Origin of the sequence: Pseudomonas sp. NFIX28 (genome assembly GCF_900107395.1) — a bacterium.
GTDB lineage: Bacteria > Pseudomonadota > Gammaproteobacteria > Pseudomonadales > Pseudomonadaceae > Aquipseudomonas.
On record NZ_FNPW01000020.1, the window covers coordinates 50455 to 70769 of the forward strand.

Here is a 20315-nt window from a genome sequence, read left to right on the forward strand (position 1 = left end):
AATGACCATCATCGCCAGCCTGCTGCGCGCCGCCCAATTGCCCGACTCGCCAACGGCCCGCCTGGATGCCGAGTTGCTGCTGGCGGCTGCCCTGGGCAAGCCGCGCAGCTTCCTGCACACCTGGCCCGAGCGAATCGTGCCCAGCGACGCGGCGTTGACCTTCGCCAGTTACCTGCAGCGGCGCCGTTCGGGCGAGCCTGTGGCTTATATTCTTGGCCAGCAGGGGTTCTGGAAACTCGACCTGGAAGTGGCGCCACACACGCTGATCCCGCGTCCCGACACTGAGTTGCTGGTGGAGGCGGCGCTGGAACTGCTGCCCGCCACCCCGGCCAAGGTGCTCGACCTGGGCACCGGCAGCGGCGCCATCGCCCTGGCCCTGGCCAGCGAGCGCCCGGCGTGGCGGGTCACCGCGGTCGACCGGGTGCTGGAAGCCGTGGCCCTGGCCGAGCGCAACCGCCAGCGCCTGCAACTGGACAACGTCACGGTGTTGAGCAGCCATTGGTTCAGCGCCCTCCCAGGCGAGCGTTATCGACTGATTATCAGCAACCCGCCCTATATCGCCGCCGCCGACCCGCACCTGGCGGCCGGCGATGTGCGTTTCGAGCCGGAGAGCGCCCTGGTCGCGGGCAAGGACGGGCTGGACGATCTGCGCCTGATCATCGCGCAGGCGCCAGAGCACCTCGAGGCTGGCGGCTGGTTGATGCTCGAGCATGGCTACGATCAGGCGCCGGCCGTGCGCGATCTGTTGCTGACCCAGGGCTTTGCCGAGGTGCACAGTCGCGTCGACCTGGGCGGTCACGAACGCATCAGCTTAGGAAGCCTGTCGTGCTGAACGATCAGGAATTGCTGCGCTACAGCCGGCAGATTCTGTTGCAGCACGTCGACATCGACGGTCAGTTGCGACTCAAGGCCAGCCGCGTATTGATCGTCGGCCTGGGTGGCTTGGGCGCTCCGGTGGCGCTGTACTTGGCCGCCGCGGGCGTCGGCGAGCTGCACCTGGCCGACTTCGATACGGTCGACCTGACCAACCTGCAACGCCAGATCATTCACGACACCGACAGCGTCGGCCTGAGCAAGGTCGATTCGGCGATGCGTCGCCTGTCCGCGATCAATCCCGAGATCCAGCTGGTGCCGCATCGCGCCGCACTGGATATCGACTCCCTGGCGGCGGCCGTCGCTGCCGTGGACCTGGTGCTCGACTGCACCGACAACTTCTCGACCCGCGAGGCGGTGAACGCCGCCTGCGTCGCCGGCGGCAAGCCGCTGGTCAGTGGCGCGGCGATTCGCCTGGAAGGGCAACTGTCGGTGTTCGACCCACGGCGCCCCGAAAGCCCGTGCTACCACTGTTTATATGGGCACGGCAGCGAAGCCGAGCTGACTTGCAGCGAAGCCGGTGTGGTCGGGCCGCTGGTGGGCCTGGTGGGCAGCCTGCAGGCGCTCGAGGCGTTGAAGCTGCTGGTGGGGTTCGGTGAGTCGTTGGTGGGCCGCCTGTTGTTGATCGATGCCCTGGGCACGCGCTTTCGTGAACTGCGGGTCAAGCGCGACCCGGGCTGCAGCGTCTGTGGAGGCCCGCATGCGTGAAGCGCCGATCGGCGTCTTCGATTCCGGCGTCGGCGGCCTGTCGGTGCTGGCGGAGATCCAGCAGCGCCTGCCCCATGAATCGCTGCTGTATGTGGCCGATTGCGGCAATATTCCCTACGGCGAGAAAACCCCCGAATTTATCCGTCAACGTTGCAGCCTGGTCGCCGGATTTTTCCGCGAGCAGGGTGCCAAGGCGCTGGTGCTGGCCTGCAACACCGCGACCGTGGCCGCTGTCGCCGACCTGCGTCGGGATTACCCGGACTGGCCTATCATCGGCATGGAGCCTGCGGTCAAGCCGGCTGCCGCCGCCACCCGCAGTGGCGTGGTCGGCGTGCTGGCCACCACCGGCACCTTGCAGAGTGCCAAATTCGCCGCCTTGCTCGATCGTTTCGCCACCGACATCAAGGTGATTACCCGGCCATGCCCGGGCCTGGTGGAACGGATCGAAGCCGGTGACCTGCACAGCCCCGCCTTGCGCCAACTGCTGCAGGGGTATGTCGAGCCGCTGCTGGCGGCCGGCTGTGACACCATCATCCTTGGCTGCACCCACTATCCGTTTCTCAAGCCGCTGCTCAAGTCGATGATCCCTGCGGACATCAGTCTGATCGATACCGGGGCCGCGGTTGCTCGCCAGCTGGAGCGCCTGCTGGGCGAACGCGAGTTGCTGGCTGCGGGGCCGGCACGCCAGGCCCGGTTCTGGACAAGTGGCGATCTGTGTCACTTCAGACATATTCTGCCGTTGCTCTGGAATGAGGCGGGAGCGGTGCAAAGCTTCGTTCTATAAGAAAATCGCGCAGAAACGGTGATTTAAGCTGAACTTCTGCTCAAGCACAGATTTCTATTAACCTGTTTGCGGAATCTGACAACACCATACAAATCGTTTTTGAAAAGGATGTTCCTGATGAGACGAGTGTTCTGTTTGGCTGCGCTTGCGGCCGCACTGTTGGGGCAAAGTATTTCGGCACAGGCGGCTGGCGTCGAGTTTTCGGTGGGGCAGACCAGCGACTCGACCCAGACCTATCGCCTGGGCATGCAATTCGATTGGGACAAAAGCTGGCTGCAAAGTGATGTCGGTCGCCTGACCGGCTACTGGAGCGGCGCCTACACCTTCTGGGACGGCGACGAAAAGTCCAGCAACCACAGCCTGTCGTTCTCACCGGTCCTGGTGTATGAATTCGCCGGGCAGAACGTCAAGCCTTACATCGAGGCGGGGATTGGCGTGGCGGTGTTCGCCAACACCGAGGTGGAAGACAACAAGCTTGGTTCGGCCTTCCAGTTCGAGGACCGCATCGGTTTCGGCCTGCGCTTCAACGGCGGGCATGAAGTCGGTATTCGCGCCACGCACTATTCCAACGCCGGCATCGCGACGCCCAACGACGGCGTGGAAAGCTACGCGCTGCATTACACCATGCCGTTGTGAGGCGCTTTCAGCGATACGCCGAGGCAATGCCGCGGCGTTCGTTGAGGCAGTCCACTTCGCCCATCTCGAACTCCCGACAGATTAGCGGCCGTTGTTCGTAGATGCTGCACATCATGCTGTTGCGATCCAGCGCGGCACACCAGCCGTCGTCCAGCCGCAGCATGACTTCGCCTCCCCAATCGTCAGTGTCGATAAAACGTTCGGGCACGCCGGTCTCGGTGATCAACATCACTTCCAATTGGCAGCAGCAAGCGGCGCAGGTCGAGCAGGTGACCGCCGCTTCGGCGATCTGGGTGACAGGAATAGTGGTCATAGGCGCGCAGTGTAAGGCAGTGGCCGCAGGCTGTGTGAAACCCCTGACGGGCGCCTGTCGTTCCTAATCCCGGTACTCCTCGGCAACTCCCCGCGACGGCAGGTTCTTGAAGGCCGCCAAGGCCCGTTCGCGCGACATCGACAGATCGACCATCGGTGGCGGGTAATCGGCCACGCCGAACAGGCCGCCCATGGCGGCAGGGTTGTGGATATCTTTTTCATTCAGCCCCGCCAGCTCCGGTAGCCAGTGCCGGATGAAGGTCCCCTGGCTGTCGAACCGCTGCGACTGGCTCAACGGATTGAAGATACGAAAATAGGGCGCCGAATCGGTGCCGGTGGACGAGCTCCACTGCCAGCCGCCGTTGTTCGCCGCCAGGTCGCCGTCGATCAGGTGGCGCATGAAAAAACGCTCGCCATGGCGCCAGTCGATCAGCAGGTTCTTGGTCAGGAACATCGCCACCACCATCCGCAGGCGGTTGTGCATCCAGCCGGTTTCCAGCAACTGGCGCATGGCCGCGTCGATGATCGGCAGGCCGGTACGGGCCTGCTGCCAGGCCGCCAGCTCTTCGGGGGCGTCGCGCCAGGCCACGGCTTCGGTTTCCGGGCGGAAGGCCCGATGGCGGGACACCCGTGGGTAACCCACCAGGATGTGTTTGTAGAACTCGCGCCAGAGCAGTTCGTTGATCCAGGTGACCGCGCCGGGGCTGCCGCTGGCGAACTCGCCGCGGTTGTTTTGCAGTGCGGCGTGCAGGCACTGGCGCGGCGACAGCACGCCGGCGGCGAGGTAGGGCGAAAGCTGGCTGGTGCCGGGCCTGGCCGGCAAGTCTCGCTCGGCCTGGTAATGCTCGAGGTGCGCCTCGGCAAAATGTGCCAGGCGTTGTTGCGCCACCTGTTCGCCAGCTGGCCAGAGCGCTTGCAGCTGCGCTGCGGGTGTCGGGAAGCCTTCGACCTGCCGTGGCACCGCGTCGGCTTTTATGCCCAGGGCGGCTTGCGCGCCGGGCGCTGCCAGCCGCTGCGGCAGGGCGCTGTGCAGCCGGTTGTAGCAGACCTTGCGAAACTGGCTGAAGACCTGGAAGTAGCCGCCACTCTTGGTCAGTACGCTGCCGGGCCGGAACAGCAGTTGGTCGAGGTAACTGTGGAAGCCCACGCCCTGGCTTTTCAGCAGGCTGGCCACCGCCGTATCGCGGCGAGTTTCGTGAATGCCGTATTCCTCGTTGACGTGCAGCGCCTCGATCGCCAGTTCCCGGCACAGCCGCAGCAGCACCTGGGGGGCCTGCTCCCATTCGGGCGCCTCGCGGATCAGCAGCGGGATGTTCAGCCGGGCCAGGTCGCCGCTCAGTTGCTGCAGGTTGCGCAGCCAGAAATCGACCTTGCACGGCGCATCGTCATGCGCCTGCCATTGCCGCGGGCTCAGCAGGTACACGGCCACCGTCGGCCCGCGTTGGGCCGCGGCGCTCAGCGCGGTGTTGTCATGCAGACGCAGGTCGCTGCGTAGCCAGATCAGTTGCATGGGGATTCCTGCATTAAAGAAGTCCTAGCCCGGTGAGGGCCTGGTGCGCCGAGAGCGGGTCCGCGGCGAGGTGCAGATCGGCGATCCTGGTGGCGCAGTTGACCAGCTCGGCGTGGTGGATGCTCACCGCCGGACCGACGATGAAGGCCGGGCAGGCGAGGCCGCTGAGCAAGCGTGGCAGTTTTCGCAGGTTGATCGACTTGCTCGAATACAACAGCACGCCCCGCGCTTGCAGGCGTTCGGCGGCCAGCGCCAGTTCGCCGGGCGGCAGTGGCCAGTCGAAGACTTCCACCGGGCAATCGGTATTGCTGATCAGCCAGGCGCAGAGCCACAGGTGCGGTTCCAGCGGCAGGTCCGAGTGATTGATCAGCAGCAGCGGGGCGCCTTGCAGCTGGCGGTTGTTGTGATAAACCCGCACGGCGAACTTGCTGCGCAGCCAGGAATGAAAAAACACCCGTTCCATCTGCATGCCGAAGTGGCTCTGCCAGCGTTGCTCCAGTTCGCCCAGCAGCGGCAGCAGCAAGTGCTCGCACAAGGTCCGGGGCGGGTAGAGCGCCATGGCCTGGTTGAAGGTTTCGTCGACCTGGCGCTCGGCCAGTTGGCTGATGGCCTGGACCAGGCCCTGGCGCTGCAGGTGCCAGTCGTTGCGGGCCGGTTCGCTGAGGGCGGGCTCGGCGTCCAGCAGGTGCTTGACCTGGCTGACCGTCACGCCGCGGTCGAGCCAGGTCAGGACTTTCAGGATGCGTTGCACATGTTCGCCCGAAAACAGCCGGTGGCCCTTGGCGGTGCGCTGCGGCACGATCAGCCCATAGCGGCGCTCCCAGGCGCGCAAGGTGACGGCATTGACCCCGGTCTGGCGGGTCACCTCGCGAATTGGCAACCAGCCTTCTGCCGAGGGATGGCCGCTGGCGCCGTCGGATGCCGGCGGGTCGAGTCTCGATTCGTTCATGGCTCGCGGCTCAAAGCGCATTGCGCAGGCTGAGGCTTTCCGGATGGGGCTGCAGGTACACCTGTTGCGCGATGTAGGGATCGGGGTGCAGGCGCAGGTGATGCTTGAGCAGGGTCAGCGGCACCACCAGCGGCACGATGCCGTGGCGGTACTGGCTGATGAGGTGCTGCATTTCCTGTTTGTCTTCGCTGCTGATGGCCTGCTTGAGATAGCCGCTGATATGTTGCAGTACGTTGCTGTGGGTGCCGCGGGTGGCGCACTTTTTCAGGGCCGCCATCAACTGACTGAAATAGCGTGGGCCGACCTGCGCCGGGTCGCTCTGGCCCATGCTGCCCAGCAGGGTTCCAAGGGCCTTGTATTGCACCGGGTTGTGGGCCATCAGCAAATATTTGTAGCGTGCGTGGAAGTCAGTCAGGCGGCGTCGGGTCAGGCCTTGTGCGAGCAGGTCCCGCCAGGCGCTGTAGGCGAATACCCGGGTCAGGAAATTTTCCCGCAGCACCGGATCGTTGAGCCGGCCGTCTTCTTCCACCGGCAGGTCGGGATGGCGGCTGCAGAAAGCCTGCGCGTGAATACCGCGCCCACTGAGTTCGGCGGGGCGGCCCTTGTCCTGGTAGACCTTGACCCGCTCCAGGCCGCAGGACGGGGATTTCTGCATGAAGATGTAGCCGCAGAGGCCGTCCAGTTCATTGGCCATGCGCTGGCCGTAGTCCGCCAGGGCCTGGGTGACGTCCAGCGTCGGATCGACGCTGCCGACGGCCCGCGGTTGTTGCGGATCGCCCACCAGGCGAATGGGTTCGCGGGGCGTGCCCAGGCCGATCGCAACTTCCGGGCACAGCGGGACAAACTCGAAAAACTCGGCGAGGGCCTGGCTGCACAGGCGCGATTCCTTGTGCCCGCCGTTGTAGCGCACGGATTCGCCCAGCAGGCAGGCGCTGATGGCGATTTTCGGTTTGCCGGCCTGGGTCGGATAGTCGGGCATAGGAAGGGCTCCGGGTATTCATGTACGAAAAATCGATCTTGTACAACTTTGCTTCATCATAAGATCAAAGGTGTGCAAGTAAAATATTTTGTATAAGTTTTTGCCGAAGGGCTTTTCTGCCGATGCCCTGCTCATTTTTCGGTTGCAGGATGATCTCCGCCTGGCTGCTGGCGGATTCTTCCACGCGTGGTTTTTTCTCTTCGAGCAACAGCCCGATAAGCAGAGAGGGTGTCTTGGTTGTTGAGCGGGGAAGGCAGGCTGCTGTCCATTGCGACAGCAGCAAAGTTACGCGGGGTGATGCGCTTACAGGTGTTCGTGCAACCGGCGTGCGGCCTCTTGTCCGCTGATCCAGGCGCCTTCGACGCGACCGGACAGGCACCAGTCGCCACAGGCGTAGAGCCCCAGGTCGACATCCGCCAGGGCGCCCCATTCATGGCTGCTGGCCGGGCGGGCATAGAGCCAGCGATGGGCGAGGCTGAAGGTCGGGGCGGGCATGGCGCTGTGCAGCAGTTCGGCGAAGGCGCCGTGCAGTTGTTCGATCACCGCCTCTTTCGGCAGGTCGATGTGCTGGCGGCTCCAGGAACTGCTCGCATGCAGGACCCAGGTATCGAGGCTGCTGTCGCGCCCTGGTTTGCTGCGGTTGCGGGCCAGCCAATCCAGCGGGCTGTCCTGTACGAAGCAGCCTTCCATCGGGGTTTCCAGCGGGGTATCGAATGCCAGGGCGACGGCCCAGGTCGGGTCCATCTTCACCCCGGCGGCGGCCCCCGCGAGTTTCGGCGCGGCGGCCAGCAGGGCGGTTGCCTGGGGAGCCGGCGTGGCGATGATCACGTGGCTGAACGGACCGTGGGTGAAACCCTCGGCATCCTGCAAGTGCCAATGCTGCTCGCCCCGGTAGACCTCGGTGATGCGGCAGGCGAAGTGCACTTCCGTTTCGCCCAGCAGGCCGCGGGTGATGGCGCTCATGCGCGGGGTGCCGACCCAGCGGGTCTGTTCGTCCGGCGATGGGGTGAGCTGGCCGCCGTGGAAGTTGTACAGCTGCGGCGCCCATTCGGCGGCCCAGCCGTTGACCTGCCAGCGCTGTACTTCAGTGACGAAGCGCCGGTCGCGTGCGGTGAAATACTGTGCGCCCATGTCCAGCGCGCCAGCGTCGCTGCGCTTGCTGGACATGCGCCCGCCGCTGCCGCGGCTTTTATCGAAAAGTTGCACGACATGCCCAGCGTCTCGCAGCGCCTGGGCGGCGGAGAGTCCGGCGATGCCGGTACCGATGATTGCGATGGGTACGGTCATTGGGGAGGCCTCGTTTACCTTTCTGTGCAGATTACGCCTTCATTAAATCTGTACAATATTTTTATTTGGTATAACTTTCGGCGTTATCGGATTTACAGGGTGTCCTATTGTTAAACAAGAGCCTGCCCGATTGAAAAGATCCCTGCATATAAAAATAGACTAGGGATCCAGGTAAAACGCCACGCGAGGAAGATGTCATGCACATATTGCTGACCGGCGGTACTGGTTTGATAGGACGTCAGCTTTGCCGTCTCTGGCTGACCCAGGGCCATCAGTTGACGGTATGGAGTCGTCGACCTGCCGAGGTGGCCAAATTGTGTGGCGCTCAAGTGCGTGGCATTGGCCGCCTGGACGAACTCGCAGAAGAGCCGGTCGACGCCATCATTAACCTGGCGGGCGCGCCGATTGCCGATCGACCCTGGACCCACAAGCGCAAGGCGCTGCTCTGGAGCAGTCGCATTACCCTGACGGAAAAACTGCTGGCCTGGCTGGAAAGCCGGCGGCAGAAACCCCAGGTGCTGATCTCCGGCTCGGCCGTGGGCTGGTATGGCGACGGCGGGGAGCGCGAGCTGAACGAGGAGTCACCCCCGGTCAGTGAGGATTTTGCCAGCCAGTTATGTATCGCCTGGGAAGAGACCGCGCAGCGTGCCGAGGCCATGGGCCTGCGCGTGGTGTTGATTCGCACGGGCCTGGTGCTGTCTGCCGAGGGCGGCTTTTTGTCGCGCTTGCTGCTGCCTTTCAAGCTGGGGCTGGGCGGGCCGATAGGCAACGGTCGGCAGTGGATGCCGTGGATTCATATCAAGGATCAAATCGCCCTGATTGATTTTCTTCTGCACCGCAGCGATGCCAGCGGTCCTTATAATGCCTGCGCGCCCAAGCCGGTGCGCAATCGCGAGTTCGCCAAGACCCTGGGCAGCGTCTTGCATCGGCCAGCGGTAGTGCCGGTGCCGGCCTTTGTGTTGCGCGTGGGCCTGGGGGAATTGTCGTTGTTGTTGCTGGGTGGTCAACGCGCGGTACCCGCGCGGTTGCTGGCCGCCGGATTCACTTTCCAGTTCACTGATTTGCGCGCGGCCCTGGACGACTTGTCCAGCCGCCTCTGAAATAGGACGTTGCATGACCGATCACGCGTTGCTCCTGGTCAACCTGGGTTCGCCGGCCTCCACCTCGGTGGCGGATGTGCGCAGTTACCTCAATCAATTCCTGATGGACCCTTATGTGATCGACCTGCCCTGGCCGGTCCGGCGGCTTTTGGTGTCGCTGATTCTGATCAAGCGTCCGGAGCAGTCGGCGCATGCCTACGCCTCGATCTGGTGGGAGCAGGGTTCGCCGCTGGTGGTGCTCAGCCGCCGCCTGCAGGAAGCCATGACGCGCGAGTGGAAGCACGGTCCGGTGGAGCTGGCGATGCGTTATGGCGAGCCGTCCATCGAATCGGCGTTGCTGCGTCTGGTGGCCCAGGGGAACAAGAAGATCACCCTGGCGCCGCTGTATCCCCAATTCGCCGACAGCACCGTGACCACGGTGGTGGAGGAGGCTCGGCGAGTGATCCGCGACAAGCAGCTGGATGTGCAGCTGTCGGTATTGCAGCCGTTCTACGATCAGCCGGAATACCTCGACGCGCTGGTGGCCAGCGCCCGGGAGCACCTGCAACAGGATTTCGATCATCTGCTGCTGAGCTTCCATGGCTTGCCCGAGCGGCACCTGCAAAAGCTCAATCCCGGCCACAGCCTGGAAGGCGATTGCTGCCGCGACGCGACTCCCGAGGTGGCCGCCACCTGTTATCGCGGCCAGTGCCTGAGCACGGCGCGGGCATTCGCCGAGCGCATGGGGCTGACGGACGGCAAGTGGTCGGTGTCGTTCCAGTCTCGTCTGGGGCGTGCCAAGTGGATCGAGCCCTACACCGAGGCGCGCCTGGATGAGCTGGCGGGGCAGGGCGTGAAGAAAGTCCTGGTGATGTGCCCGGCATTCGTCGCCGATTGCATCGAGACCCTGGAGGAAATTGGCGATCGCGGTCGCGAGCAGTTCCGCGAAGCGGGAGGGGAGGAGTTGGTGCTGGTGCCGTGCCTGAACGACGACCCGCAATGGGCCAAGGCATTGAATGCCTTGTGCGAGCGCGCGCCTTTGGCGTTGTAAAAGCATCGCGGGCAAGCCTCGCTCCTACGGCAACACCGTCTGTAGGAGCGAGGCTTGCCCGCGATAGATTTCCGTTTGACGCCGATCTTAGATCAGCGGTTCCTCAGCCTTCTTGTTCTTCCAGCCATCGTTGCCCGGCAGGATCAGGTTCAGCGCAATGGCGACGATGGCGCACAGGGCGATTCCTTTCAGGCCGAAGTCGTCCGGGCCGGTACCGGTACCGATCAACACCCCGCCAATCCCGAACACCAGGGTTACCGAGACGATCACCAGATTGCGCGCTTCGCCCAGGTCGATCTTGTGGCGGATCAGGGTGTTCATGCCCACCGCGGCGATCGAGCCGAACAACAGGCAGAGAATCCCGCCCATCACCGGTACCGGGATGCTTTGCAGCAGCGCACCGAACTTGCCGATAAACGCCAGGCTGATGGCAAAGATCGCCGCCCAGGTCATGATTTTCGGGTTGTAGTTCTTGGTCAGCATCACCGCGCCGGTCACTTCGGCGTAGGTGGTGTTGGGCGGGCCGCCGAACATACCGGCAGCGGTGGTGGCAATGCCGTCACCGAGCAGGGTGCGATGCAGGCCGGGCTTCTTCAGGTAGTCGCGACCGGTCACGCTGCCGACCGCGATCACCCCGCCGATATGCTCGATGGCAGGGGCCAGGGCCACGGGAACGATGAACAGGATCGCCTGCCAGTTGAACTCCGGCGCGGTGAAGTGCGGCAGGGCCAGCCAGGGCGCCGCGGCGATCTTCGCGGTATCGACCACGCCGAAATAGAACGACAGGGCAAAGCCCACCAGCACCCCGGAGATGATCGGCACCAGGCGGAAGATGCCTTTGCCGAACACCGCGACGATCAGGGTGGTCAGCAGCGCAGGCATGGAGATCATCATCGCCGTCTGGTAATGAATCAGCTCGCTGCCATCGCCGGCCTTGCCCATCGCCATGTTGGCGGCGATCGGGGCCATGGCCAGGCCGATGGAAATGATCACCGGGCCGATTACCACCGGCGGCAGCAGCCGGTCGATGAACCCGGTGCCCTTGATCTTCACCGCCAGGCCCAGGAAGGTGTAGACGAAGCCGGCCGCCATTACCCCGCCCATGGTCGCGGCCAGGCCGAACTGGCCCTTGGCGAGAATGATCGGCGTGATGAAGGCAAAACTGGACGCCAGGAACACTGGCACCTGGCGCCCGGTCACGAGCTGGAACAGCAGAGTCCCGAGACCCGCCGTGAACAGCGCCACGTTGGGGTCGAGACCGGTGATCAGCGGCATCAACACCAACGCGCCAAAGGCCACGAAGAGCATCTGCGCGCCAGACAGCACCTGGCGCCAGAGCGGATCGTTGAACTCATCCTGCATGCTCAAGCGTCCTTCTGCTTGGTGCCGAAGATCTTGTCGCCGGCATCGCCCAGGCCCGGGATGATGTAGCCGTGCTCGTTGAGTTTCTGGTCGATGGACGCGGTGTAGATCGTCACGTCCGGATGCGCTTTCTCGACGGCGTCGATGCCTTCGGGAGCAGCCACCAGGACCATGGCGCGGATGTCCTTGCAGCCTGCCTTTTTCAACAGGTCGATGGTCGCGACCATGGAGCTGCCGGTGGCGAGCATCGGGTCGATGATCATCGCCAGGCGCTCGTCGATTTCCGGAACCAGTTTTTCCAGGTAGGTGTGCGCCTGCAGGGTTTCCTCGTTGCGGGCCACGCCCACGGCACTGACCTTGGCGCCCGGGATCAGGCTGAGCACGCCTTCGAGCATGCCGATACCGGCGCGCAGGATAGGCACCACGGTGATCTTCTTGCCGGCGATTTTCTCGACCTGCACGGGGCCGCACCAGCCCGGAATTTCATAGGACTCAAGCGGCAGGTCTTTGGTGGCTTCGTACGTCAGCAGGGCACCGACTTCCTGAGCGAGCTCGCGAAAGTTCTTGGTGCTGATGTCGGCGCGGCGCATAAGGCCAAGTTTGTGTCGGATCAGCGGATGGCGGATCTCACGGATGGGCATAGGGAAAGGCTCCGGCGGCGGGCAAAAAAACCGGCCTAGATTAATCTATCCGAGGGTGTTGTCCTATAGACATCTAAGTACGTTAGTCCAGAAACGCTTGATCTGACCGGGCTGGATGCGTACCTTTGCTCGCTTTTCCGAAACTGCCACCCCCCTGGAGAGCGCCATGTCCGCTGATCTCGAGCATATCCGTCAAATCATGCGCGAGGCTGACTGCCTGTACACCGAAGCTGAGGTCGAGGCGGCCATCGCCCGAGTCGGTGCACAAATCAATGAAGAGCTGGCGGAGCGCAATCCGGTGGTTTTCTGTGTAATGAACGGTGGCCTGATCTTCTCCGGCAAGCTGCTGACCCACCTCAAGTTCCCGCTGGAAGCTTCCTACCTGCACGCCACCCGCTATCGCAACGAAACCAGCGGCGGCGAGCTGTTCTGGAAATCCAAGCCGGAAGTGTCCTTCATCGACCGTGACGTGCTGATTATCGACGACATCCTCGACGAAGGTCATACCCTGGGTGCGATCATCGACTTCTGCAAACACGCCGGCGCCCGTGCAGTGCACACCGCCGTGCTGATCGACAAGGACCACGACCGCAAGGCCCGTCCCGACCTGAAAGCCGATTACGTCGGCCTGCCTTGCGTAGACCGTTACATCTTCGGTTACGGCATGGACTACAAGGGCTACTGGCGTAACGCTGCCGGCATCTTTGCCGTCAAGGGGATGTAAATCATGAAGGGGCCGAGCTTTCTCGATCAGTCGCTGTTTGCCGAACTGGCTGAAAAGGCCTCGGCCAGCCCTCGTGGTCGCCACCACCACAACTTCCATCAGATGCAGGAGCCTTGCCATCGCATGGCGGTCGGGCTGCAGCCATCCACCTACGTCCCGCCTCATCGCCACCTGAGCGACGACAAAGCCGAGACCCTGCTGGTGCTCAAGGGGCGCCTGGGCTTGCTGATTTTCGACGACGCCGGTCAGGTGCTGGAAAAACGTGTACTGCAGGCGGGCGGTGATTGCATGGGCGTCGACCTGCCGGTCGGGGTCTACCACGGCCTGGTGGTGCTTGAGCCCGATAGCCTGATGTTCGAATGCAAGGCCGGGCCTTATCGTCCGGTTGGCGACGGCGAACTGGCCGACTGGGCGCCCCGTGAGGGTGAGCCTGGCGTGGCCCAATACCAGGCCTGGATGCGCGCGCAGTTCGACTGAGCGCCATCCTCGCGCCAAGCGCTGGCCGCGCAAAATCTTTCCTGACCCATGCTAGAGTGCCAGGCCTTGTGTCTGGAGCCTGTCATGAGCCTTTTGATTCGCGGTTGCGCGGCCTGTCTGCTGATCCTGAGCCTGCCCCTGGCTGCCGCCCCGGCGCCCATGCATGCGCAGTTCCTGCCCCCCGATGACCTGGCCCTGCGGCAGGCCGCTCCCGAGCAGCAACAGTTGTTGCAGGTCACCGAATACTCGGTGGTTATCGGCAACCAGCGTCAATCCAACCAGCAACCGATCCCGGTCACCTCGCCGCTGTTGATTCGCCTCAAGGGCAAGCCGCTGAACAAGGGGGCGACCATCAGCCAGGTGCTGGTGAATTTCGACGGCGAGAGCAAAAGCCTGAAAAAACCGCTGTTCGATGACAAGAGCAAGACCCTCACCCTGTTCTATCCGTTGGCCCAGTACCGGGTAGTGATGGACCTGTTGCGCAACGACACGGTGTATTGCCAGTTCCTCAGTTACGCCAACGGCCACATCTGGGCCGACCTGCATACTGGCGCCGTACGCTCGCGTTGAGGCCTGACGCGGCCTGGGGGTAAACTGCCTGCCCCGTGAAATGTCTGCGAGCTGGAGTCGGCAATGCGTAAAGATAAGAAACAAGTGATTGGTGACGAGATCGGCGATGCGCAGATCAAACTGTTCCTCGATTTCGAGCCGGTCGACGCCACTTCGCCGTCCCTGCACAAGCTGATCAAGGCCTACCGTGGCCTGCGTATCGACGATTTCGAGCGCTTTCTGGTGTTCTTCGTCGAGGCCGGCTACGACCTGGATGGCAAGGACGAACACGGCAAGGATTTCGTGACCCTGATCCAGGACCAACGCAACGCCGCCGACTACATCGAACTGATCGAAAAAGCCCGCGGCTGAAACTCGCGGCCCCGGCGGCGGCTGTTTTTAGCCAGCCATAAAAAAACGCCCCGTTCTCCAAGAGAGCGGGGCGTTTTTCATAAGCGCGGCTTAAGCGTAGCTTTCGGCTTCGCTGCTCTGCTCGACCAGCTCCAGGCTGACGTTGTTCTCGCTGTTGATCTTGTGATACAGCGCAGCGTCGCTTTCCAGGGCCTTTTCACGGGCCGGGAAGATTTCCTTGAGCTTGCCGGCCCACTCGCCGTTCGCCTTGCTCGGGAAGCAGCGCTCGATCAGTTCCAGCATGATTGAGACGGTCACCGAAGCGCCTGGCGAAGCGCCAAGCAGGGCGGCCAGGGAGCCGTCCTTGGCTGCGACCAGCTCGGTGCCGAACTGCAGCACGCCGCCTTTCTTCGGATCTTTCTTGATGATCTGCACCCGCTGACCGGCCACTTCCAGGCGCCAGTCTTCGGCCTTGGCCAGGGGATAGAAGCGCCGCAGGGATTCCAGGCGCTGCTCCATGGATTGCATCACTTCGCTGACCAGGTATTTGGTCAGGTCCATGTTGTTCTTGGCCACGGCCAGCATCGGGCCGATATTGCCGGCGCGAACCGACATCGGCAGGTCCATGAAAGAACCGTGCTTGAGGAACTTGGTGGTGAAGCCGGCGTACGGCCCGAACAGCAGGGACTTCTTGCCATCGACCACGCGGGTGTCCAGGTGCGGCACGGACATCGGCGGCGAACCGACCGCGGCCTGGCTGTAGACCTTGGCCTGGTGGTGCTTGACCACTTCCGGGTTGTCGCAGCGCAGCCACTGGCCGCTGATCGGGAAGCCGCCGAAGCCTTTGCTTTCCTCGATACCCGAAGCCTGCAGCAGCGGCAGCGCCGCGCCACCAGCGCCGAGGAACACGAACTTGGCGTCGACTTCACGGGTGTTACCGCTGTTGACGTCCTTGATGCTCACGGTCCAGCCGTTGTCCTTGTTGCGCTTCAGGCCGGTCACGCGCTTGCAGTACTTGACCTGGGCATCGGGTGCGCTGGTCAGGTGCTTGAGCAACTGGTTGGTCAGGGCGCCGAAGTTGACGTCGGTGCCATTGATCACGCGGGTAGCGGCGAGGACTTCCTCAGCCGGGCGGCCCGGCATCATCAGCGGCATCCACTCGGCCATCTTAGCCTTGTCCTCGGTGTATTCCATGTCCGCGAAAGCGTGGTGCTTACTCAGCACTTCAAAGCGTTTCTTCAGGAAGGACACACCGCTTTCGCCCTGGACGAAGCTCAGGTGCGGCACCGGGCTGATGAAGGACTTGGACGAGCCGAAGGTGCCTTTCTTGGTCAGGTAGGACCAGAACTGCTTCGACACCTCGAACTGGGTGTTGATATGCACGGCTTTCTTGATATCGATGGAACCGTCTGCGGCCTGTGGCGTGTAGTTCAGCTCACAAAGGCCGGCGTGGCCGGTACCGGCGTTGTTCCACGGGTTGGAACTTTCCGCGGCACCTGAATCCATCAGCTCGACGACTTCCAGCTTGATCGCGGGGTCGAGTTCTTTGAGCAGTACAGCGAGGGTGGCACTCATGATGCCGGCCCCAACCAATACGACGTCTACTGCTTCGTTATGCGCCATTAACGCGTCTCCAAAATCTGCAGCACCAAATTGACGGCATAGCTGCCAGGAGTTAAGGGGCGGTTCACGATGTGCCCCGGGTCACTCATGGCCAGGATCGCCATGTCCGAATCTTCGCAATTTTTCGCAACTTCGACGGACGCTACCAACCGGGCCTGATCCGCGTATGAACGCATTTCAGGGCAGGGCGGGCAATTCGACTTATGGTCAAGAGTCCGTTTGTGCAACCAAATCCGTAGCGGACAGGCGTCAAGCGCAAGTATCTGAGGCGTGCTCGGTCCTGTGTAATCGGGCTGTTGTAGACGTTAATGGTGCTTGTACAGACGCAAAACTATTCATTTGCTCGCCACACTCTTGTGAAGTTGTGAAAACCCGTTTTTTCACGCTCTTTTGAAGACGTGAACCTCAAAAAAGGGCTGTCCAAGCCTGGCACCGGCCCGAGGGGTGAAATGCCGACATAAAGATACGTGGCATTAACGGGCGAACAGCTCAGTGGCCGAGCAATGGCAGCTCTGCAGATACGTGGAAAGCGCTGGTTTGCAAGATGTACAGCAAGCACGCCGGCTTCACTCGATCTGTGTGGGCGGCTCTCTGTGGGCAATGCGGGGGAGCTGATACTGATGCGTCAGCGATGCTGCGAGGCCCGATCAGGAGACGTCCTTATAATCGGGGGGAGATTGTAACGAAGAAACGCGCAGAAATGATCCTGTTTAATGACTTTTATTAGGCTTTTGGTCAGGTGGCCATCATCGGTTGCACCCGGGCGCGGGCAATGCGTGGGCTGACACGGGCGCTGGAAGGCAGCGGCTGGTGCAACCAATTGAGGCGGATTTCCTCGACTTCCACCCAGCCGTCGCCCATTGGCGGTACCTGGCAGTGCTTGAAAGCCTGGCAGCGGCCTTGCGGATCGAGCAGGGCGAAGCTGCGGTATTTGCGGCGCGGAGCGAACAAGGACCAGAGCAAATGCATGGCGATGTACCTGTTGGGCAGTTGCGATGAAGAATGCCGCCTGGGCGTTACATGACCATGTAACGCGTGTGACGGGGAGGTTACAGGAACCGCCTTGTACCGAACCTGTCTGAAAGCTGACTGACTCGCGCTGGGCCGCTGGTTAGCGGCTGTTGACCACCGCTATACTGCGCACCTGTCTGCGCCTGATTTCTGGAGAAATGAGCATGTTGCAACGCCTGTTGTTCGGTTTGATCACTGTGACCAGTTTGACGCTGGCTGGTTGCGCCCATAGCCCGCAACAACTGAGCCCGGAACCGAAGCTCACCACTCAGCTTGCGCCGGTCGGCCATGGCCAGCCGGTGGTCGTGAAAGTGGTCGATGGCCGTCCGTCGCCAACCCTGGGTACCCGTGGCGGGCTTTACCCTGAAACCAGTGCGATTACCGTCCAGGGCGCGCAGATCCTGCCGAAGCTGCAGGCCCAGGCCGAAGCCGCGGTACGCCTGCTGGGCTTTACCCCGACCGCCAACGCGCTGAATGCTCCGCAACTGACCGTGACCCTGACCGAGCTGAAGTATCAGTCGCCCAAGGAAGGCCTGTATGTGACCGAGGCCACCATCGGCGCGACCTTCCGCTCCGATGTGCAGAACGCCAACCGCCGTTACAGCGGTCGCTATGGCGCTTCCCTGGACCAGCGTTTCGGCATGGCGCCGAACCAGGAAACCAACACCAAGCTGGTCAGCGACGTCCTCAGCGATGCCTTGACCCGCCTGTTCAAGGACCCGAGCATCGGCCAGATACTCGGCGAATGATGGTAGCCGCTGCCGCAGGCTGCGATAAGGCCCGAAGGGCCTTGCTTGACGGCTTCGGCGCTGTACACAAAAAAGCCCGGCTTCCACAGAAGCCGGGCTTTTTATTGGCTGTCGATTTGTTTCGAGTCTGGCCTCACGCCGCCTCGACGTAAAAATCCAGCACGCTGACCCCCGTCAGCAGGTCGGTTTCCGGCAGGTCCGCATGTTGATGCCCGCCGAGGGCGCAGTACACCAGCCAGTGGCGGTCCTGGACGTTGAAGGCCAGGCCGCCGACCAAAGCTTCCTGTTCGTCACTGGGCGCGATCAGGTAGAGGCGATCCTGGTTTTCTGCATGCAACATGACAAGCTCCGTGTCGGTTTCGAGGGGCGCCAGACTGGCCTGTTTAGATGACGAACGTATGACAGGGCGAATTAACCGGCCAGCGCCTGTTATTTGTCGGAAAGCCCAGGCAGAAAGTGGGCCTTTGGGTAGAATCCGCGCCGCGAGTCGCCAGGGCTCGTTATCCGGTTTCATTCTGAGGTTCGTGATGTCGCTGCAACTGATCTGGTCGCTGTTCAGCGCCCACCCCGCCAAGCTGATCAATATTCTTGCCTTGCTGTTCGCCTTTCCCGGTAGCTGGTTGTTGCACGCGACCCGACGCCGTGAGCAGCGCGCCCTGGCCAATCTGGCCTCCCAGGGGGAGTCCCGCTCCCGGACGCTGCAGGCGCGGGCGCTGGACGATGCGACCGTGCGCATGAACCGGTTTTTCTACCGCTTCGGTTTTGCCTGCCTGGGGTTGGCACTGCTGGTGTCCTGGATCAGCACCCGGTTCTGATGGCCGTGCGCTCGCCTTCGCGAGCCCGCCCCAGCAACGACAACGGCGCCCGCAGGCGCCGTTGTCGTTTGGGCAATAAGCCTTATGGCAAGGCCAGCCCCGCCTTGACCCGATACTGATTGCGCACTGGCGTCGCATATTGCAACACCAGGTACGGACGATGCTCCTCGGGGCAGGCGTCCAGGCGTCGTTGCCATTCTTCCTGGGCCTTGGCCAGTTCGTCCGCCGGGAACACCTGGTCCGCCGTCGGCACCTGCAACGCCGGGTCGGCATCGGCCCATTGGGCGTAGGCCAGGTAATGCACCGGGAACAGGCGATAGCCGCCGAGAATCTGCCGGTCCATCTCCACCGCCAATTGCTTGGTGTCCTCGAAGTACTCGGTGATCGGCGCGGCAAAGTTCACGTGGACCCGGCCTTTATAGCCGGTGATGCCCTTGGCGATGCTGATGTCGTCCTCGCCGGGCGCCTTGGTGTAGCTGCCGGTGGTCGCGCGGATGTACAGCTCGCGGGCCTTGGCCTGGTCGCAAGGGTCATATTCGTAGCTGATCGAGACCGGGGTCAGGTTCAGCGACTGGATGACTTCGCCGAACGGCTCGTCCTTGCGGCTCATGTGGAACATCTTGAGGATTGCCGATTCGGTACGGTCGTCGCCGTCCTTGGCCCGACCTTCGGCCTGGGCAATCCAGATCGACGCGCAATCGTTGCGGATCGAGTGGTTGATGTAGGCCGACAGCAACTGGTAGGCGGCCATCTTTTCCCGGCGCCCGGTGATCGAGCGGTGCACGATGAAGCTCTTGTTCAGGCGCATCAGGTCGCTGACAAAGGGCTTTTGCAGCAGGTTGTCGCCGATGGCGATGCGCGGGGTCGGCAAGCCGGCGTGATACACGGCGTAATTGACGAAGGCCGGGTCCATCACGATGTCGCGGTGGTTGGCGATGAACAGGTAGGCGCTGCCGGATTTGAATTGCTCGACGCCGGTGTAGGTCACGCCGTCGGTGGCTCGTTCAATGGTGTGGTCGACGTAGAACTCGACCTTGTCCTGCAGCGTCGCCACCGAAGTGACCGCGGCGAACTCACGACGCAGCCGATGAGCTATAAGTGGTTTGAGCAGCCAGCCGAAGGCGCCGGCAAAGCGCGGGAAGCGGAAGTGGGTGAGGATATCTAGAAACGCCTTGTCGCCGAGCAGTCGAGCCAGCACCGCTGGTACTTCACTGTCGTCGTAAGGTCGGATGGCATCGAATTCGCCCATCATGCTCTCTTGTTGGAAACGGCTAGGTAGGAAAAGGTTTGGATCGAAAAATAGCCGGGCGCGGTCCGAAAAGTAAGCTCGGATCTCAATAGCCCTGCAAATAGACCGGCGATTATACGCACAAGTCACTCCGGAGGCCGCGATGCTGGAAACCGAGCGCTATCAATGTCCCTACTGCGGTGAAGAAGCCGAGGCCGTGCTGGACCTGTCCGGCGGCGATCAGCAGTACATCGAGGATTGTCCGGTCTGTTGCCGGCCCATTGTGTTCACCCTGCAGACCGACGGTCAGGAATGGATGCTCGACGTGCGCAGCGAAAACGAGTGACGGGAGGCCTATGCAGCGAATCTACGAGCCGGAAAACCTGCTGGAAGGGGAATTGCTCCAGCGCATGCTGGCCAGCGAGGGCGTCGAGGCGCATCTGGTGGGGCGGGACCTGCTGGGCGGTACCGGCGAGCTGCCGATGTCCGGCCTGCTGGCCCTGGCGGTGGATAACGACCAGGCGCAACAGGCCCGGGAGCTGATCGCCGCCTACAATGCCGCGCTGCCGATGCCCGGCGATGAACCGGTCGATCCTGCCGGTGTGCTGATCTGTTAG

Annotated in this window: 26 protein-coding genes; 14 read left to right on the forward strand and 12 right to left on the reverse strand. The window is 62.6% G+C overall.

The genetic code is table 11. The annotated features are described in order from the left end of the window. Position 1 precedes the first annotated feature (1 nt). From prmC to BLV20_RS27940, 4 genes are all read left to right on the forward strand, one after another. Positions 2–832: a peptide chain release factor N(5)-glutamine methyltransferase gene (gene prmC / locus BLV20_RS27925; protein ID WP_092305602.1), complete on the forward strand. Its 831-nt coding sequence runs from the start codon at positions 2–4 to the stop codon at positions 830–832. Then, a complete protein-coding gene (locus BLV20_RS27930; RefSeq protein WP_092305603.1) occupies positions 826–1581 on the forward strand; it encodes a molybdopterin-synthase adenylyltransferase MoeB in 756 nt (251 codons plus the stop codon). The genes prmC and BLV20_RS27930 overlap by 7 nt, the downstream gene beginning before the upstream one ends. Further along, positions 1574–2365: a glutamate racemase gene (gene murI, locus BLV20_RS27935; protein WP_092305604.1), complete on the forward strand. Its 792-nt coding sequence runs from the start codon at positions 1574–1576 to the stop codon at positions 2363–2365. Before BLV20_RS27930 ends, murI begins: the two co-directional genes overlap by 8 nt. A gap of 117 nt (positions 2366–2482) precedes the next feature. Then, positions 2483–3001, forward strand: coding sequence for an acyloxyacyl hydrolase (locus BLV20_RS27940; RefSeq protein WP_092305605.1), 519 nt, complete (start codon positions 2483–2485; stop codon positions 2999–3001). Between the two features lie 7 nt (positions 3002–3008). Here BLV20_RS27940 and BLV20_RS27945 read toward each other — a convergent pair whose 3' ends face one another. The 6 genes from BLV20_RS27945 to BLV20_RS27965 all read right to left on the reverse strand — a co-directional run bounded on the left by BLV20_RS27945 (position 3009) and on the right by BLV20_RS27965 (position 8038). Beyond that, on the reverse strand, positions 3009–3314 hold the full coding sequence (locus BLV20_RS27945) for a YkgJ family cysteine cluster protein (protein WP_092305606.1): 306 nt from the start codon (positions 3312–3314) through the stop codon (positions 3009–3011). A 63-nt stretch (positions 3315–3377) separates the two neighbouring features. Beyond that, positions 3378–4823, reverse strand: coding sequence for a deoxyribodipyrimidine photo-lyase (gene phrB / locus BLV20_RS27950; protein WP_092305607.1), 1446 nt, complete (start codon positions 4821–4823; stop codon positions 3378–3380). Between the two features lie 13 nt (positions 4824–4836). Beyond that, positions 4837–5772, reverse strand: coding sequence for a MerR family transcriptional regulator (locus BLV20_RS27955; RefSeq protein WP_092305608.1), 936 nt, complete (start codon positions 5770–5772; stop codon positions 4837–4839). Positions 5773–5782: 10 nt separating this feature from the next. After that, entirely contained in the window at positions 5783–6751 is a 969-nt protein-coding gene (locus BLV20_RS27960; protein WP_092305609.1) for a DUF523 and DUF1722 domain-containing protein, read from the reverse strand. A 64-nt stretch (positions 6752–6815) separates the two neighbouring features. Then, positions 6816–7034 (reverse strand): hypothetical protein, encoded by a 219-nt coding sequence (locus BLV20_RS31195; RefSeq protein WP_139192754.1) that lies wholly within the window; start codon positions 7032–7034, stop codon positions 6816–6818. A gap of 20 nt (positions 7035–7054) precedes the next feature. Continuing rightward, positions 7055–8038 carry an NAD(P)/FAD-dependent oxidoreductase gene (locus tag BLV20_RS27965; protein ID WP_092305610.1) on the reverse strand — a complete coding sequence of 328 codons (984 nt, stop codon included), beginning with the start codon at positions 8036–8038 and terminating at the stop codon, positions 7055–7057. A 197-nt stretch (positions 8039–8235) separates the two neighbouring features. On the opposite strand from BLV20_RS27965, the gene BLV20_RS27970 reads away from it, so the two are divergent. Together BLV20_RS27970 and hemH are read left to right on the forward strand one after the other, a co-directional pair. Further along, positions 8236–9138, forward strand: coding sequence for a TIGR01777 family oxidoreductase (locus BLV20_RS27970; protein WP_092305611.1), 903 nt, complete (start codon positions 8236–8238; stop codon positions 9136–9138). A gap of 13 nt (positions 9139–9151) precedes the next feature. Further along, a complete protein-coding gene (gene hemH, locus BLV20_RS27975) occupies positions 9152–10168 on the forward strand; it encodes a ferrochelatase (protein ID WP_092305612.1) in 1017 nt (338 codons plus the stop codon). An 87-nt stretch (positions 10169–10255) separates the two neighbouring features. On the opposite strand, the gene BLV20_RS27980 is transcribed toward hemH, so the two are convergent. Together BLV20_RS27980 and upp are read right to left on the reverse strand one after the other, a co-directional pair. Continuing rightward, positions 10256–11530 (reverse strand): uracil-xanthine permease family protein, encoded by a 1275-nt coding sequence (locus BLV20_RS27980; RefSeq protein WP_092305613.1) that lies wholly within the window; start codon positions 11528–11530, stop codon positions 10256–10258. A 2-nt stretch (positions 11531–11532) separates the two neighbouring features. Continuing rightward, entirely contained in the window at positions 11533–12171 is a 639-nt protein-coding gene (upp, locus tag BLV20_RS27985; RefSeq protein ID WP_075121638.1) for a uracil phosphoribosyltransferase, read from the reverse strand. 166 nt (positions 12172–12337) lie between these two features. Here upp and BLV20_RS27990 point away from each other — a divergent pair, with 166 nt between their 5' ends. From BLV20_RS27990 to BLV20_RS28005, 4 genes are all read left to right on the forward strand, one after another. Beyond that, positions 12338–12895, forward strand: coding sequence for a hypoxanthine-guanine phosphoribosyltransferase (locus BLV20_RS27990; RefSeq protein WP_092305614.1), 558 nt, complete (start codon positions 12338–12340; stop codon positions 12893–12895). Positions 12896–12898: 3 nt separating this feature from the next. Continuing rightward, entirely contained in the window at positions 12899–13372 is a 474-nt protein-coding gene (locus tag BLV20_RS27995; protein ID WP_092305615.1) for a WbuC family cupin fold metalloprotein, read from the forward strand. An 84-nt stretch (positions 13373–13456) separates the two neighbouring features. Then, entirely contained in the window at positions 13457–13942 is a 486-nt protein-coding gene (locus tag BLV20_RS28000) for a hypothetical protein (RefSeq protein WP_092305616.1), read from the forward strand. A gap of 63 nt (positions 13943–14005) precedes the next feature. Then, positions 14006–14293, forward strand: coding sequence for a PA4642 family protein (locus BLV20_RS28005; RefSeq protein WP_092305617.1), 288 nt, complete (start codon positions 14006–14008; stop codon positions 14291–14293). A 90-nt stretch (positions 14294–14383) separates the two neighbouring features. Here BLV20_RS28005 and mqo read toward each other — a convergent pair whose 3' ends face one another. Both mqo and BLV20_RS28015 read right to left on the reverse strand, forming a co-directional pair. Further along, positions 14384–15895, reverse strand: coding sequence for a malate dehydrogenase (quinone) (gene mqo / locus BLV20_RS28010; protein WP_092305618.1), 1512 nt, complete (start codon positions 15893–15895; stop codon positions 14384–14386). 735 nt (positions 15896–16630) lie between these two features. After that, complete coding sequence (locus BLV20_RS28015; protein ID WP_092305619.1) at positions 16631–16864, reverse strand: hypothetical protein; 234 nt, start codon at positions 16862–16864, stop codon at positions 16631–16633. Positions 16865–17070: 206 nt separating this feature from the next. Here BLV20_RS28015 and BLV20_RS28020 point away from each other — a divergent pair, with 206 nt between their 5' ends. Continuing rightward, complete coding sequence (locus BLV20_RS28020; RefSeq protein WP_009050771.1) at positions 17071–17655, forward strand: YajG family lipoprotein; 585 nt, start codon at positions 17071–17073, stop codon at positions 17653–17655. A 133-nt stretch (positions 17656–17788) separates the two neighbouring features. Here BLV20_RS28020 and BLV20_RS28025 read toward each other — a convergent pair whose 3' ends face one another. Further along, on the reverse strand, positions 17789–17995 hold the full coding sequence (locus BLV20_RS28025; RefSeq protein ID WP_009050770.1) for a hypothetical protein: 207 nt from the start codon (positions 17993–17995) through the stop codon (positions 17789–17791). A 187-nt stretch (positions 17996–18182) separates the two neighbouring features. Here BLV20_RS28025 and BLV20_RS28030 point away from each other — a divergent pair, with 187 nt between their 5' ends. Then, complete coding sequence (locus tag BLV20_RS28030) at positions 18183–18470, forward strand: hypothetical protein (RefSeq protein WP_092305620.1); 288 nt, start codon at positions 18183–18185, stop codon at positions 18468–18470. An 82-nt stretch (positions 18471–18552) separates the two neighbouring features. Here BLV20_RS28030 and BLV20_RS28035 read toward each other — a convergent pair whose 3' ends face one another. Then, entirely contained in the window at positions 18553–19722 is a 1170-nt protein-coding gene (locus BLV20_RS28035; RefSeq protein WP_092305621.1) for a 1-acyl-sn-glycerol-3-phosphate acyltransferase, read from the reverse strand. Positions 19723–19861: 139 nt separating this feature from the next. Between BLV20_RS28035 and BLV20_RS28040 the strand changes: the two genes are divergently transcribed. Then, complete coding sequence (locus BLV20_RS28040; protein WP_007928395.1) at positions 19862–20044, forward strand: CPXCG motif-containing cysteine-rich protein; 183 nt, start codon at positions 19862–19864, stop codon at positions 20042–20044. A 10-nt stretch (positions 20045–20054) separates the two neighbouring features. Next, positions 20055–20315, forward strand: coding sequence for a putative signal transducing protein (locus BLV20_RS28045; protein WP_092305622.1), 261 nt, complete (start codon positions 20055–20057; stop codon positions 20313–20315).

Bases quoted from the DNA above. Each gene is read 5' to 3' on its own strand.
- BLV20_RS27955 (WP_092305608.1), bottom strand. From the start codon at position 5,772: ATGAACGAATCGAGACTCGACCCGCCGGCATCCGACGGCGCCAGCGGC.
- BLV20_RS27970 (WP_092305611.1), top strand. From the start codon at position 8,236: ATGCACATATTGCTGACCGGCGGTACTGGTTTGATAGGACGTCAGCTT.
- BLV20_RS27980 (WP_092305613.1), bottom strand. From the start codon at position 11,530: ATGCAGGATGAGTTCAACGATCCGCTCTGGCGCCAGGTGCTGTCTGGC.
- BLV20_RS28030 (WP_092305620.1), top strand. From the start codon at position 18,183: ATGTCGCTGCAACTGATCTGGTCGCTGTTCAGCGCCCACCCCGCCAAG.
- BLV20_RS28045 (WP_092305622.1), top strand. From the start codon at position 20,055: ATGCAGCGAATCTACGAGCCGGAAAACCTGCTGGAAGGGGAATTGCTC.
- BLV20_RS28035 (WP_092305621.1), bottom strand. From the start codon at position 19,722: ATGATGGGCGAATTCGATGCCATCCGACCTTACGACGACAGTGAAGTA.
- mqo (WP_092305618.1), bottom strand. From the start codon at position 15,895: ATGGCGCATAACGAAGCAGTAGACGTCGTATTGGTTGGGGCCGGCATC.
- BLV20_RS28040 (WP_007928395.1), top strand. From the start codon at position 19,862: ATGCTGGAAACCGAGCGCTATCAATGTCCCTACTGCGGTGAAGAAGCC.
- BLV20_RS27995 (WP_092305615.1), top strand. From the start codon at position 12,899: ATGAAGGGGCCGAGCTTTCTCGATCAGTCGCTGTTTGCCGAACTGGCT.
- hemH (WP_092305612.1), top strand. From the start codon at position 9,152: ATGACCGATCACGCGTTGCTCCTGGTCAACCTGGGTTCGCCGGCCTCC.
- BLV20_RS28000 (WP_092305616.1), top strand. From the start codon at position 13,457: ATGAGCCTTTTGATTCGCGGTTGCGCGGCCTGTCTGCTGATCCTGAGC.
- BLV20_RS27945 (WP_092305606.1), bottom strand. From the start codon at position 3,314: ATGACCACTATTCCTGTCACCCAGATCGCCGAAGCGGCGGTCACCTGC.
- BLV20_RS28020 (WP_009050771.1), top strand. From the start codon at position 17,071: ATGTTGCAACGCCTGTTGTTCGGTTTGATCACTGTGACCAGTTTGACG.
- prmC (WP_092305602.1), top strand. From the start codon at position 2: ATGACCATCATCGCCAGCCTGCTGCGCGCCGCCCAATTGCCCGACTCG.
- BLV20_RS27990 (WP_092305614.1), top strand. From the start codon at position 12,338: ATGTCCGCTGATCTCGAGCATATCCGTCAAATCATGCGCGAGGCTGAC.
- BLV20_RS27940 (WP_092305605.1), top strand. From the start codon at position 2,483: ATGAGACGAGTGTTCTGTTTGGCTGCGCTTGCGGCCGCACTGTTGGGG.
- BLV20_RS27965 (WP_092305610.1), bottom strand. From the start codon at position 8,038: ATGACCGTACCCATCGCAATCATCGGTACCGGCATCGCCGGACTCTCC.
- BLV20_RS28025 (WP_009050770.1), bottom strand. From the start codon at position 17,995: ATGTTGCATGCAGAAAACCAGGATCGCCTCTACCTGATCGCGCCCAGT.
- BLV20_RS28005 (WP_092305617.1), top strand. From the start codon at position 14,006: ATGCGTAAAGATAAGAAACAAGTGATTGGTGACGAGATCGGCGATGCG.
- phrB (WP_092305607.1), bottom strand. From the start codon at position 4,823: ATGCAACTGATCTGGCTACGCAGCGACCTGCGTCTGCATGACAACACC.
- upp (WP_075121638.1), bottom strand. From the start codon at position 12,171: ATGCCCATCCGTGAGATCCGCCATCCGCTGATCCGACACAAACTTGGC.
- BLV20_RS28015 (WP_092305619.1), bottom strand. From the start codon at position 16,864: ATGCATTTGCTCTGGTCCTTGTTCGCTCCGCGCCGCAAATACCGCAGC.
- murI (WP_092305604.1), top strand. From the start codon at position 1,574: ATGCGTGAAGCGCCGATCGGCGTCTTCGATTCCGGCGTCGGCGGCCTG.
- BLV20_RS27960 (WP_092305609.1), bottom strand. From the start codon at position 6,751: ATGCCCGACTATCCGACCCAGGCCGGCAAACCGAAAATCGCCATCAGC.